This is a genomic window from Nocardiopsis sp. EMB25 (assembly GCF_026797795.1).
Taxonomy (GTDB): Bacteria; Actinomycetota; Actinomycetes; order Streptosporangiales; family Streptosporangiaceae; genus Nocardiopsis; species Nocardiopsis lucentensis.
This window is the reverse complement of the sequence record NZ_JAMTDN010000001.1, coordinates 823,469-835,364: the sequence shown is the minus strand read 5'-3', so window position 1 is coordinate 835,364 and position 11,896 is coordinate 823,469. Positions and strand designations below refer to the sequence as shown.

General features: G+C 72.4%; 13 protein-coding genes. 1 reads left to right on the top strand and 12 read right to left on the bottom strand.

The genetic code is table 11. The features are described 5' to 3' along the window. Positions 1 to 37: 37 nt before the first annotated feature. The 7 genes from trpC to hisI all read right to left on the bottom strand — a co-directional run bounded on the left by trpC (position 38) and on the right by hisI (position 4,197). Positions 38 to 844: an indole-3-glycerol phosphate synthase TrpC gene (gene trpC, locus KIK06_RS03585; RefSeq protein ID WP_017600183.1), complete on the bottom strand. Its 807-nt coding sequence runs from the start codon at positions 842 to 844 to the stop codon at positions 38 to 40. A gap of 251 nt (positions 845 to 1,095) precedes the next feature. Further along, on the bottom strand, positions 1,096 to 1,443 hold the full coding sequence (locus tag KIK06_RS03580) for a CD225/dispanin family protein (protein ID WP_017600184.1): 348 nt from the start codon (positions 1,441 to 1,443) through the stop codon (positions 1,096 to 1,098). Between the two features lie 90 nt (positions 1,444 to 1,533). Then, positions 1,534 to 2,055: a DUF2752 domain-containing protein gene (locus KIK06_RS03575; protein ID WP_017600185.1), complete on the bottom strand. Its 522-nt coding sequence runs from the start codon at positions 2,053 to 2,055 to the stop codon at positions 1,534 to 1,536. Positions 2,056 to 2,165: 110 nt separating this feature from the next. Further along, positions 2,166 to 2,561, bottom strand: coding sequence for a CD225/dispanin family protein (locus KIK06_RS03570; RefSeq protein WP_017600186.1), 396 nt, complete (start codon positions 2,559 to 2,561; stop codon positions 2,166 to 2,168). A 267-nt stretch (positions 2,562 to 2,828) separates the two neighbouring features. Beyond that, on the bottom strand, positions 2,829 to 3,146 hold the full coding sequence (locus tag KIK06_RS03565) for an HGxxPAAW family protein (protein WP_017600187.1): 318 nt from the start codon (positions 3,144 to 3,146) through the stop codon (positions 2,829 to 2,831). Then, positions 3,146 to 3,856 (bottom strand): Trp biosynthesis-associated membrane protein, encoded by a 711-nt coding sequence (locus tag KIK06_RS03560; RefSeq protein ID WP_268641881.1) that lies wholly within the window; start codon positions 3,854 to 3,856, stop codon positions 3,146 to 3,148. The genes KIK06_RS03565 and KIK06_RS03560 overlap by 1 nt, the downstream gene beginning before the upstream one ends. Next, positions 3,853 to 4,197 (bottom strand): phosphoribosyl-AMP cyclohydrolase, encoded by a 345-nt coding sequence (gene hisI, locus KIK06_RS03555; RefSeq protein WP_017600189.1) that lies wholly within the window; start codon positions 4,195 to 4,197, stop codon positions 3,853 to 3,855. The genes KIK06_RS03560 and hisI overlap by 4 nt, the downstream gene beginning before the upstream one ends. A 161-nt stretch (positions 4,198 to 4,358) precedes the next feature. On the opposite strand from hisI, the gene KIK06_RS03550 reads away from it, so the two are divergent. Continuing rightward, the gene (locus KIK06_RS03550) at positions 4,359 to 5,360 is read left to right on the top strand and encodes an SIS domain-containing protein (RefSeq protein ID WP_017600190.1); all 1,002 of its coding nucleotides are present in this window, start codon (positions 4,359 to 4,361) and stop codon (positions 5,358 to 5,360) included. Between the two features lie 25 nt (positions 5,361 to 5,385). Here KIK06_RS03550 and KIK06_RS03545 read toward each other — a convergent pair whose 3' ends face one another. The 5 genes from KIK06_RS03545 to priA form a co-directional block, all read right to left on the bottom strand. Beyond that, positions 5,386 to 7,236, bottom strand: coding sequence for an ABC transporter ATP-binding protein (locus tag KIK06_RS03545; protein ID WP_017600191.1), 1,851 nt, complete (start codon positions 7,234 to 7,236; stop codon positions 5,386 to 5,388). Next, on the bottom strand, positions 7,236 to 9,299 hold the full coding sequence (locus KIK06_RS03540; RefSeq protein WP_017600192.1) for an ABC transporter ATP-binding protein: 2,064 nt from the start codon (positions 9,297 to 9,299) through the stop codon (positions 7,236 to 7,238). Before KIK06_RS03540 ends, KIK06_RS03545 begins: the two co-directional genes overlap by 1 nt. Positions 9,300 to 9,574: 275 nt before the next feature. Next, a complete protein-coding gene (locus KIK06_RS03535; protein WP_017600193.1) occupies positions 9,575 to 10,171 on the bottom strand; it encodes a peptidoglycan-binding domain-containing protein in 597 nt (198 codons plus the stop codon). A 159-nt stretch (positions 10,172 to 10,330) separates the two neighbouring features. Continuing rightward, a complete protein-coding gene (gene hisF, locus KIK06_RS03530) occupies positions 10,331 to 11,104 on the bottom strand; it encodes an imidazole glycerol phosphate synthase subunit HisF (RefSeq protein WP_268641880.1) in 774 nt (257 codons plus the stop codon). After that, positions 11,101 to 11,853 (bottom strand): bifunctional 1-(5-phosphoribosyl)-5-((5-phosphoribosylamino)methylideneamino)imidazole-4-carboxamide isomerase/phosphoribosylanthranilate isomerase PriA, encoded by a 753-nt coding sequence (gene priA / locus KIK06_RS03525; protein ID WP_017600195.1) that lies wholly within the window; start codon positions 11,851 to 11,853, stop codon positions 11,101 to 11,103. The genes hisF and priA overlap by 4 nt, the downstream gene beginning before the upstream one ends. Positions 11,854 to 11,896: the final 43 nt, after the last annotated feature.

Genomic DNA, 11,896 nt, shown 5'->3' with positions numbered 1-11,896 from the left:
GGGTGGAGTGGGTACGCCGTCGTCGTCAGCATCGGGCTCAGTTCCGGTCGCGCAGAGCGGGGTGGGCGCCGGCGGTCACCAGGTCGGCGACGGCCTCGCGCGGGTTGCCTCCGCGCACGAGGCTCTCCCCGACCAGGACGGCTCCGGCTCCGGCTCCGGCGTAGGCCAGCAGGTCGTGCGGGCCGCGTACCCCGGACTCGGCGATCTTGACGCGGTCGGCGGGGATGAGGGGGGCGAGCCGGGCGAAGGTGTCCCGGTCGACCTCCAGGGTCTTCAGGTTGCGGGCGTTGACGCCGATGACGGTGGCGCCGGCGTCGAGGGCCCGGGTGACCTCGTCCTCGTCGTGCACCTCGACGAGGGGGGTCAGACCCAGCGAGCGCGCCCGCTCGACCAGGGAGACCAGGGCCTCCTGGGGCAGCGCGGCGACGATGAGCAGGATCGCCGAGGCGCCGTGGACGCGGGCCTCCCACAGCTGGTAGGAGCTGACGACGAAGTCCTTGCGCAGCAGCGGTGTGTCGACGGCCTTGTGGACCGCCTCCAGGTCGGCGAGGCTGCCGTTGAACCGGCGTTCCTCGGTCAGGACGCTGATCCAGGTGGCGCCGCCGGCCTCGTAGTCGCGGGCCAGGGCGGCGGGGTCGGCGATGGTCGCGAGTGGCCCCTTGGAGGGGCTGGCGCGCTTGACCTCGGCGATCACGTGGACACCGGGGCGGCGCAGGGCGGCCTCGGCGTCCTGCGGAGTGGGCACTGACTCGGCTTGGGCCTTGAGGCGGTCCAGAGGCAGGGCCTCCTGACGCCGGGCCAGGTCAGCGCGTACTCCGTCGAGGATCTCGTCGAGCACGCTCACCAGTTACCGCTCCCTCGTGGTGTGGCCGGTCGGGATGGTCGAATCCACCCGCGTGCGCGGGCGCGGCCGCGTGGCGGGACCGGTCGACCGCACACGCACCGTGTTATCCGTCATCGTATCCACCCTCGGGGCTCGGGGGGCCGCCACCCCCGGATGACGAAGGCGGAAGTGTCGTGGTGTCGCGGGAACGGCGTCCCGCCCTCCGGTGTGTCGGAGGGGGACGCCGTCGTCGTCCGGGAAGCCCGGAGGGGTCAGTAGGTGCCCGCGGGGGCGGTGGAGGCCACCATGGCGAACCCGATGATCATGATGATCACGTAGATCACCACGAGGACGATCGTGAGGATGAACCCGATGAGGCTGATGATCCCCATGATCTTGGCGACCTTGGCGGACTCCTCGGCGCCCGCGTAGTCACCCATCTGCCACTTGCTGTTGACCTGGAGGGAGAAGATCAGGCCGATGATGCCGACCACCGTGCAGCCGAAGATGCCCAGGATGTTGTGGACCATGTAGTTCTTCGGCGGCTCGGCGGCGGGCGGCACGGCGCCGTAGCCGCCCGTTCCGTAACCACCGTGGGGCGGCGGGGGACCGTAGCTCATGGGGGTGTTCCTTTCGGATGTGATGCGACGTCTCCACATGGGACGCCGGATGTGGGGTACGGGTTCCCGGGTCGATCGGGTGTCCGCGGGTCACCAGCCCGGGAAGAGCGGCACACCCGGTGCGAGGAAGTCGAACCAGGGCAGGTTGCGCAGAAGCCAGAACGCGAAGACCGAGGTGATGACGGTCCAGTAGACCCACATCGGCGCGGCCTTGCGGGGCACCGTACGTCTCCTGAGGCTGGCTCCGAACCACCGCACGTAGGTGTAGAGCAGGAACGGTCCGAAGGCGAGCACGAGCAGGGGATTCATGCTGGCGGCCCCGAGGATGTCGCCGTGGGTGACGAGGGCGACGGCTCGCGTGGTGCCGCAGCCCGGGCAGTACGTCCCCGTCAGGAGCAGCCAGGGGCAGGTGGGGTAGTTCCCGGGCTCGTTGGGGTCGACGAAGTGAACGAGTGTGGCCCCCACCAGGGCCAGGGCTCCGAGTCCGAGGGGCCAGACGGCCGGATGCAGCGACCGGACACGGTGGCGGACCCGGTCGGCGGGGGATCGGGGAGCGGCGTCCGTGGGTTGGGGGTGCACGGGCCGGTCGGTCTGCTGTGGTCGCACGGGCACCAGCCTACGCGTTCGGGTGGGCGGCTACGGCTGGGTCCTGGCCCCGGGAAAGGCGTCTGCCCCCGCACACCGAGGTGTCCGGGGGCAGGAGCGACAGAATGCGCTCGGGCTTAGTAACCGCTGGTACCGGCGACGACAGCACCCAAGATCATGAGGACGACGTAGACGACCGTCAGGCAGAAGCCGATGAAGCTGATGATCCCCAGGATCTTGGCGGTCTTGGCCGCGGACTCGGCGCCCGCGTAGTCACCCGCCTGCCACTTGCTGTTGACCTGGATCGCGAAGACCAGACCGACGATGGCGAGGATCGTGCAGCCGAAGAGCCCCAGGATGTTGAACACCAGGAAGTTCTTGGGCGGTTCGGCCGAGGGCGGCATGGCCCCGTAGCCGCCGGTGCCGCCGGGGGGCGGACCGTAGCCGCCGTTGCCGGGGGGCGGGCCGTAGCCACCGCCGGGGGGCGGCGGGGGCGGGCCGGGGTTGCCGGGAGGCGGGGGACCGTAGCTCATGTTCGAAAGATCTTTCCTGAAGCGGACAGGGGAAATGGGATCGGTGTGCGCAGAGAGCGCGCCGGTCCGGTGCGGGGGCAGGGTGATTGACCGGCGGACACACACCGCGGACAGAAATCATGCCAGATCGATCAGACTCTCACCGATGGCATCCAACGCGGCGGACCGGGTCCGGTGGGGAGAATCTACCCGCCACACCGGACCTTCGTCCATTTTCCGTTACGCACTCGTTGTGATCTGCGCGTTCCCGGGAAGGTGAGAAGCGCCTCAGGCCTTGCCGGCCGTGGCGGCCACCTCACGGTTCGTACCGGAGTCCTTCTTGGCCGCGGCCTTGCGCGTGGCCTCCCACTCCGCGCGTGTGGGCGGCACGGGGCGGGGCTCCTTGCGGCCCAGCCCGGCCTTCTTCATCACACCGGCGACGATCGCGAGGACGACGCTCAGTGCGAGGGCGATCACGGTCCAGGTGATCAGCCCGCCCCCCATGATGATGGCGACGCCGGCGACGGACCAGGCAGCGATCCAGGAGATGGTGAGGAACCAGGCGGAGACGGTGTTGCCGTGGTCGTCGTGGTGTTCGTCAGCCATCAGTGGTTCTCCTTCGGTTCGGCTGGCCGTGCTGCCAGCGGTGCGGGTGCGGTGCCGTCCTCGGTGTCGGCGCGGCCGGTGTCGGCCGCGGCGTCGCCACCGCGGGCGTCGAGCGTGGGGTCGTCACCGGCGTCCAGCGATCTCCACAGGTCGGCGGGTGTGTCCGCCCGGGTCGAGCGCGGTGCGGCGTCCCGATCGTACCGGGTCCCCATACCTGGCCAGGCGGGGGAGCGCACGACGGCGACCGCCCCCGCGAGCGTGACGAGCAGGGCCCCGGCCCCGGCCATCAGCGGCCCCAGGAGCAGGAGTCGCGGATCCGCCGTGACCTGCGCCGCGCCGGTGCCGTCGGCCGCGTGGCCGGCGAGTTCGGACACCAGCGCCTCGGCCCGGGTCGCGTTCCAGACGGCGGCGAGCGCTCCGACCCCTCCGAGGAGGACGAGCCCTCCGATGACCCGGCGCGCCCATCCACGGGCGGCGTACAGTCCCACGATCGCGGCCAGTCCCACCCATCCGATCCCGGACGGGGCGCCGGTGAGGTCGCCGCCGGTCAGTTCGACGGACACGGGTTCGACAGGACCGGGCACGGCGATCTCACCGGTGACCCAGAGTCTGCCGCCCGCGGCGAGCAGCAGCCCGGCTCCGGCGGCCAGAGTGACCGTGACGACGGCGTACTCGCGGCCCGCGCGCGCGGGGGGTTCGGTGGAACTCACAGGAGCCGTCCCGCGTCGAAACACGTGCGGTCGCCGGTGTGACAGGCGGCCCCGGTCTGGTCGACGCGCACCAGAAGGGTGTCGCCGTCACAGTCGAGCGCGACCGAGATCACACGCTGTGTGTTCCCGGAGGTGGCCCCCTTGACCCAGTACTCCCCCCTGCTGCGCGACCAGTACGTGGCGGCGCCGGTGGTCAGGGTGCGGTGCAGGGCCTCGTCGTCCATCCAGGCGAGCATGAGGACCTCCCCGGTGTCGTGCTGCTGCACGACGGCGGGCACGAGGCCGTCCGGGTTGCGCTTCAGGCGTGCGGCGATGTCCGGGTCGAGGCTGGAGACGCTCATGATTCCCAGGTTATGACCGCTGTGCGGCCACCGTGCACCGGGGCGCGGTTCGCGCGCGGCGGTCCGGTCCGTGGGTGCGCCGCCGGGGTGGCCGGAGGGCGTAGGGTTCGTCCGTCCGACACCGCCTTTCCGTTCCGACGGGCCCGCACGATGGGAGTCCCGTGACCGCCGAGTTCCTGTCCGCCGACCTGGCGGGAAAGCCCGCCGCCCTGACCGCCCTCGCTGAACGCTTCCCCCGGTGGGACCCGTACGCGGCGCTGCCGGCGCTGCTGGAGGACGAGCCCGCCGCGGTGCGGTTGCTCGGTCTGGGCGCGGCCCGGCGCGTGTGCGAGACGGCGGCGGCTCGGCTGCGGCGGGCGGGGATCGCCGCGAGCGCCGAGCACGCCTCGTCGGCCGAGGAGCCTCCGGCCGGCCCGGAGACCCTGGTGGTGGGGGTGAGCTTGGGCGGGGGACAGCGTGAGCTGTGCACGGTGTTGGACCGCTACGTGGCGCGCTCCCCGGTGATCGTGCTCACACCCGATCCGGACGCGGTGGTGTCCCGGTTGGCGGACCTGGTGGTCCCGCTGAACGCGGGCGCGGAGTCGTCGGGGCTGGGGTGCCGCTCCTACCAGCACGCCATGGCGCTGGCTCTGCTGCTGGGGCACCGCCTGGGCGCTCCCGTGTCGGGGAGCAGCGGGAACTTCCCCGGGTTGCTGCGGCGGGCGGCCAACGCGACGGAGGTGCTGCTGGCCGACGCTCAGCGGTGGGTGCCGGAGGCGGCGCGGGCCCTGGACTCGCCGCACGGCGTGCATCTGGTGGCTCCGGCCGAGCGGTTGGCGTCGGCGGGGCAGGGGGTGCGCGTCCTGCGCGGTGGGCCGGTGCGGGTGGCGCACGCGGTCGAGACCGGGGAGTGGTCGCACACCGACCGTTACCTCGCGGCGGTGACCGACTACCGCGCGCTGCTGTTCGCGGGTTCGGCCTACGACCAGAGGTTCGCCGAGCACCTGGCGCAGTTGCGGGGACGGTTCGTGGCCGTGGGAGCCACCCCCGAACGCGAGAGCGTCGCGGGGGCGGAGCTGACCGTGCGCTACCCGGGTGACCGGGACCCGGACGTGAGCCTGCTGGTGGAGCCGCTGGTGGCGGAGTTGGTGGCGGCGCACTGGTGGCACGCCCGCGGCCGTTGACCGCCACCGCGGCCCGCTGTGCCGTTCAGGCCGAGGACCGGACCCAGGAGGCGTACAGGTCGGCGTAGACGCCCGGCCGTGCGACCAGTTCGTCGTGGGTGCCGCTCTGGACGACGCGTCCCTGGTCGAAGACGAGGACCCGATCGGCTGCCTCGGCCGTGGACAGGCGGTGGGCGATGGCCACGGAGGTGCGGCCGCGGGTGAGCCGGTCCAGGGCGCGCTGGATGCGCACCTCGGTGTGCGGGTCCACGGCGGAGGTGGCCTCGTCCAGGACGAGCAGGTCGGGGTCGGCGATGTAGGCGCGGACCAGGGCGACGAGCTGTCGCTCCCCCGCTGAGAGGGACTCGCCGCGTTGGCCGACGGGGGTGTCCAGGCCGTGGGCGAGGCTGGCGAGCCAGTCGGCGAGGCCGAGTTCGGTGATGGCGGCCTCCAGTTCGACGTCGGTGCTCTCGGGCCGGGCGAAGCGGATGTTGTCGCCCAGGGAGCTGTCGAACAGGAAGCCCTCCTGGGGCACCATGACGACGCGGCTGCGCAGGGAGGAGAAGGCCACCTCGCGCAGGTCGACATCGTCGAGGAGGACGCGCCCGCCGCCCGGGTCCATCAGGCGGGTGAGGAGCTTGACGAAGGTGGTCTTGCCCGATCCGGTCTCCCCCACCACGGCCAGGCGGGTGCCGGGGGTGATCCGGACGTCGATGCCGTCGAGGACGGTCGGCCCGTCCGGGTAGGCGTAGGTGACGTCGTCGAAGCGGACCTCGACGGGGCCGCGCGGCAGCACGTGCCCGGCCTCTCCGGGGTCGGCGATGTCGGGGACGGTGTCGAGCACGCCCAGGACCCGGCGCCACCCGGCGATGGCGTTCTGCGCCTCGTTGAAGATCTCGGTGGCCATCATCATCGGCATGACGAACAGGGTCATGAGGAAGAGGAAGGCGACGAGCTGCCCGGCGGTGAGTTGGCCGTCGATACCGAGCCACACGCCGACCAGGACCACGGCGACGTTGCCGATGGCGGCGATGATCTCGGCGAAGGGCGACACGGCCATGGACAGGCGCTGAGCCTTGACCTGGGCGCGGCGGGTGGCCAGGACGGTGGAGTCGATGCGGTGGGCGGTGCGCTCCTCGGTGCCGTAGGCGCGGATGACGGCGGCGCCCATGACGGTCTCGCCGATGGCGCCGAGCATGTCGCCGGTGCGTTCGCGGACCTTGAGGTAGGCGCGGGAGAGCAGCTTCTGGAGCCAGCGGGCGCCGAAGAGCAGCGGCAGGAAGCAGATCCACACCACGAGGGTGAGCTGCCAGGAGTAGACCGCCATGAGGGCGGTGGCGACGACCAGTTGGCCCGCGCTGACGATGAGCAGCAGCCCGCCCCACTGCATGAAGGTGCTGATCTGGTCGACGTCGCCGGTGACGCGGGAGACCAGGGCGCCCTTGCGTTCACTGTTCTGGGTGAGCACGGACAGGTCGTGCACGTGGCGGAAGGCCTTGCGGCGCAGGGTGGCCAGCCCGGACTCGGTGGCCCGGTACAGGCGCACGTTCATCAGGTAGGAGCAGACCATGGTGACCACGAGCAGTGCGGCGCACACGCTGACCATGCGGGTGACGAAGCCGAGGTCGGGTCCGCCGGGGCCGGAGAGCCCGTTGTCGATGATCTGCTGGACGGCGACGGGCACGATGACCTTGCCCGCGGTGGCCACGACGGCGAGGGCGAGGGTCAGCCACAGGCCGTGGGCGAACTCCGGGGAGAGGTGGAGTCCGCGGCGCAGGGTCCGCAGGGCCGAGTCCTGGGACTTGCTGAGTGCGGGTGTCTCGGCCCGGTCGGCGCCGGGGCGGTCGGCCTCCGGGGCGGACCGCCGCCCGGTGCGGGGCTGGGCGGGTGCGCTCATCAGCGGGACTCCTCGGTGGCGACGGCGTGGTGGCGGGTGGTGTCGGTGTCGGGCCGCGCCGCGGAGGTCCGTTGGGGGTGGGGCGGGCCCGGTTCCTCGGGTGTCGGTGCGTGTCCGGCCGCGTTCTCCGCGGAGGCGCGCTCGTAGGCGGTGACGAGTCGGGTGTAGCCGGGCGAGGTGGCCAGGAGCTCCTCGTGGGTACCGCGGGCCAGGATGCGGCCGCCCTCCAGGTAGACGACCTCGTCGGCGAGTTCGATGGTGGCGCGGCGGTAGGCGACCACGACGACGGTGGCGGCGTCGTCGCGTTCACGTAGTCCGGCGAGGATCTGGGCCTCGATCTGGGGGTCGACGGCGGAGGTGGCGTCGTCGAGGACGAGCAGTCGGGGGCGGCGGACGATGGCGCGGGCCAGGGCCAGGCGCTGGCGCTGGCCGCCGGACAGGGTGGTGCCCTTCTCCCCGAGCCGGGCGTCGAGCCCGCCGTCGAGTTCGCGGACGAAGCCGTCGGCGCGGGCCAGGCGTAGGGCGGCCCACACGTGGTCGTCGTCGAGGTCGGTCGCGCCGAGGGTGATGTTGTCGCGGACGGTGTCCTCGAAGACGAAGGTGTTCTGTGGGACGAGTGCGGCGTGCCGGGGGATCTGCCCGTGGGCCAGGTCGCGGGTGTCGACGCCGTCGTAGGCGACGGTGCCGGAGTCGGGGTCGACCAGTCGCATGAGGACGGTGGTCAGGGTGGACTTGCCCGCGCCCGTGGGGCCGACCAGGGCGACGGTGCGGCCGGGGGCGATGTCGAGGTCGACGCCGGCGAGGACGGTGGTGCGGGCCTCGTTCCCGGCGCCGTCCATGAGGTCGCGGACGTGGTCGTCGGCGTCGTAGGTGTCGGCGTAGGAGAAGGTGACCTCGCGCATGGTGAGCGCGATGCCGGTGGGGGTGTCCTCCAGGGTCCGGTCGCCGTGGTCCATGGCGCCCTCGGAGCGCAGGACCGACTGGACCCGGTCCCAGCCGACGACGGTCCGGGACAGGTCGCCCAGGAGCCAGCCGAAGGAGCGGATGGGCAGGGCCATGAGGGTGAACAGATAGGCGATGGTGACGAGTTCGCCGGGGTCGACCGCGCCTGTGGACAGTCGCCACATGCCCAGGAGGAGGACGGCGAGGACTCCGAGGTTGGGCAGGGCCTCCATGAAGGGGTCGAACATGGACCGCATGCGGCCGACCTGGATGAGGGCGTCGCGGAGGCGGTGGGCGGCGTGGGTGAAGCGTTCGGTCTCGGTGTCCTCGCGGCCGAGGGTCTTGACGACGAGGGCGCCGTCGAAGGACTCGTGGGCGACGCCGCTGACCTCGGCGCGCAGGGCCTGGGCCCGGGAGGCCATGGGTGAGATCCGGCGTTGGAAGACGACGTTGGCGGCGGTCAGGACGGGGAAGACGACGAAGGCGATCAGGGCCAGGACGGGGTCGGTGACGATCATGGCGACGGCGGCGGTGCCGAGCATGAACACGGACCCGACGGCCATCGGCAGCGGTGCGAGCGGCTGCCAGGCGGCCTCGACGTCGGCGTTGGCGTTGGACAGCAGCTGCCCGGTGGGGTGGCGGTGGTGCCACGCCAGGGGGAGGTCCAGGTACTTGCGGGCGACGGCGCGACGGTAGCGGGCCTGCATGCGGAACTGCATGAGTCCGGCGAAGAGCCGCCGCAGGGCCAGGCCGACGGCTTTGCCGAGTCCGACGGCCAGGAGGAGCGCGGACGCGCCGAGGAGGGCGGCGAAGGTGGTGGAGCCGCTCTCGAAGGCGGGCAGGATCGTCTCGTCGGTGAGGTGGCCGAGGACGGAGGCGGAGGCGACGGTGATCGCGGCGTGCAGCATGGCGCCGGCGACGGCGATGAGGAACACCCAGGGTTCGGTGCGGATGGCGACGCCGAGGACGCGCATCCCGCGGGTGAAGATCCGGTCGCCGCTTTCGCCGGTGGCGTCCCGTCCGGGGTCGGGAGAGGCGGGGTCGTCGACGTTCCCGGGTGCCGCGACCGGGGTGCCTTCTTCCTGTTCGTCCGGTCCCGTGCTCCTCGTCGCCTGCGCCATACGCCCCCCGTTCACGTCCGCGTGCGATCGGCCCGGTTGGGGGCCGACCGGTGGCGCCCCGCAGGGCTCCGGTCGTGCCGGAGGGTGTCGGGGCGCTCGTCGGGTCAACCTATCCAGCGGTGCCGACAGGTTCCACCGAGTTGTTTCAGCACCGGACGTGTGGGGGGTATTCCACGTGTGTCACCCGGTTTCCGGATGTGGTGCGGCACACCCCGGCGGGGTGTACGGGTGGGCGGCGCGGACGGGTGTCGCGTGCGGCCGGGGCGGGCCGGAGGTCAGCGGTCGTAGTCCTGGTAGGTGATCAGTGCGCGGAACGTGGCCGGTCCGGCGATGCCGTCGACCCCGATGCCCAGGGAGTCCTGCGCGCCGCGCACCGCGGCCTCGGTCTGCGGCCCGTACAGGCCGTCGGTGATCAGGTGGAGCGCGAACTTGGCGTTGAGCAGGCGCTGGATCGCCTCGACGACCAGGCCGCTGGAGCCGCTCCGGTACAGGCCGAAGGTCTCCGACCGCAGCGCCTCCCAGGTCGCCGCGTCCAGCCGTGAGGTCTGGGCGATCCCCGAGTACTCCTGGTAGGCGCGGACGGCGTGGCCCATCTGGGCGTCGAAGGGGATCGGTCGGTCGAGGTCCATGTGCGGGTCGAACCCGATCTGGATGAGCAGCAGCTTGGCCACGGCGATGTCGACGTCGGCGTCGCCGAGGCCGTACTCGGGCCAGGGATCGGCGCCGGCGGCGGGGGCCGGGGCCGGAGCGGCGGGCCGGTCGTGGGCGGAAGCCGACGACGAGCCGACGAGGGCGACGGCCAGGACCATGAGTCCGGCCGTGAGCAGGGCCGCCAGGCGGCCGGGAAGGCGGGTACGCGTCTGGGTGGGCATGGGGGTGCTCCTTCCCCGGTGGGTGGTCCTCCGGTACTCCGTGGGATGACCGTTCCGGGCATACCGTTCGCCCCGGGACGCCGATGGTTCCCGTGGCGCCTCGGCCCCTCCCCCGCGGGCGTGGTGCCGGGGCGCCGTGCCCGCAGGGTGCGGCCGGGTTCAGCGTACGGCGTATCCGGCCTCGCGCAGGCTCGCCTTGACGTCGGCGATGGTGAACTCGCCGAAGTGGAAGACGGTCGCGGCCAGGACCGCGTCCGCGCCGGCGGCGACCGCCGGGACGAAGTGCTCCACGGCCCCGGCTCCGCCGGAGGCGATCAGCGGTACGTCGACGCGGGCGCGCACGGCGCGGATGAGCTCCAGGTCGAAGCCCTCCTTGGTGCCGTCGGCGTCCATGGAGTTGAGCAGGATCTCGCCCGCGCCGAGGGCGGCGGCGCGCTCACACCACTCCAGGGCGTCGATTCCGGTGCCCCGCCGTCCTCCGTGGGTGGTCACCTCGAAGCCGCTCGGGGTCGGCTCGTCGCCGTCGCGGACCCGGCGCACGTCGGCGGACAGGACGAGGACTTGGCGGCCGAAGCGTTCGGCGATCTCCCCGATGAGCTCGAGGCGGGCGATGGCGGCGGTGTTGACGCCGACCTTGTCGGCGCCCGCGCGTAGGAGGGTGTCGACGTCGTCGGTGGTGCGTACTCCCCCGCCGACGGTGAGCGGGATGAACACCTGGTCGGCGGTGCGGCGCACCACGTCGTAGGTGGTCTCGCGGTCGCCGCTGGAGGCGGTGACGTCGAGGAAGGTGAGTTCGTCGGCGCCGCCCGCGTCGTAGGTCCCGGCGAGTTCGACCGGGTCGCCCGCGTCGCGCAGGTTCTCGAAGTTGACGCCCTTGACCACCCGCCCGGCGTCCACGTCCAGGCAGGGGATGACACGGATGGCGAGGCTCACCGACGCTCCCCCCTCACGACGGCCAGGGCGTCCTCCAGGGTGAAGGCGCCCTCGTAGAGCGCCGTGCCCATGATCGCGCCCTCCACTCCCTCGGGGACGAGGGTGGCGATGGCGCTCAGGTCGTCGAGGCTGGACACTCCGCCGCTGGCCACGACGGGCTTGTCGGTGCGCGCGCAGACGGTGCGCAGCAGGTCGAGGTTGGGGCCCTTGAGGGTGCCGTCCTTGTTGACGTCGGTGACGACGTAGCGGGCGCAGCCCTCCGACTCCAGGCGCTCCAGGGTGGTGAACAGGTCGCCGCCCTCACGGGTCCAGCCGCGGGCGGCCAGGGTGGTGCCGCGCACGTCGAGGCCGATGGCGATGCGGTCGCCGTGCTGGGCGATGATCTTGGCGCACCACTCGGGGTTCTCCAGGGCGGCGGTGCCGATGTTGACCCGGGTGCAGCCGGTGGCCAGGGCGGCGGCGAGCGACTCGTCGTCGCGGATGCCGCCGGACATCTCCACCTTCACGTCCAGGCGGCCGACGATGTCGCGCAGCAGGTCGCGGTTGTGGCCGCGGCCGAAGGCGGCGTCGAGGTCCACCAGGTGGATCCACTCGGCTCCGGCCTCCTGCCACCGCGTGGCGGCGGTGAGGGGGTCGCCGTAGCGGCCGCCGGAGCCCGCCTCGCCCTGGACGAGCTGGACGGCCTGGCCGCCCGCAACGTCCACGGCGGGCAGGAGTTCGAGTGCGGTGGACGACACGGTGTCAGTCATGAAGCCTTCTCGTGGTCGGTGCTGAAGAGTCGGTCGGATGCCG

Excerpts from the sequence above, each read along its gene's own strand:
- KIK06_RS03580 (WP_017600184.1), bottom strand. The coding sequence starts at position 1,443 with ATGAGCTACGGTCCCCCGCCGCCCCACGGTGGTTACGGAACGGGCGGC.
- KIK06_RS03570 (WP_017600186.1), bottom strand. The coding sequence starts at position 2,561 with ATGAGCTACGGTCCCCCGCCTCCCGGCAACCCCGGCCCGCCCCCGCCG.
- KIK06_RS03565 (WP_017600187.1), bottom strand. The coding sequence starts at position 3,146 with ATGGCTGACGAACACCACGACGACCACGGCAACACCGTCTCCGCCTGG.
- hisI (WP_017600189.1), bottom strand. The coding sequence starts at position 4,197 with ATGAGCGTCTCCAGCCTCGACCCGGACATCGCCGCACGCCTGAAGCGC.
- KIK06_RS03545 (WP_017600191.1), bottom strand. The coding sequence starts at position 7,236 with ATGAGCGCACCCGCCCAGCCCCGCACCGGGCGGCGGTCCGCCCCGGAG.
- KIK06_RS03540 (WP_017600192.1), bottom strand. The coding sequence starts at position 9,299 with ATGGCGCAGGCGACGAGGAGCACGGGACCGGACGAACAGGAAGAAGGC.
- KIK06_RS03535 (WP_017600193.1), bottom strand. The coding sequence starts at position 10,171 with ATGCCCACCCAGACGCGTACCCGCCTTCCCGGCCGCCTGGCGGCCCTG.
- priA (WP_017600195.1), bottom strand. The coding sequence starts at position 11,853 with ATGACTGACACCGTGTCGTCCACCGCACTCGAACTCCTGCCCGCCGTG.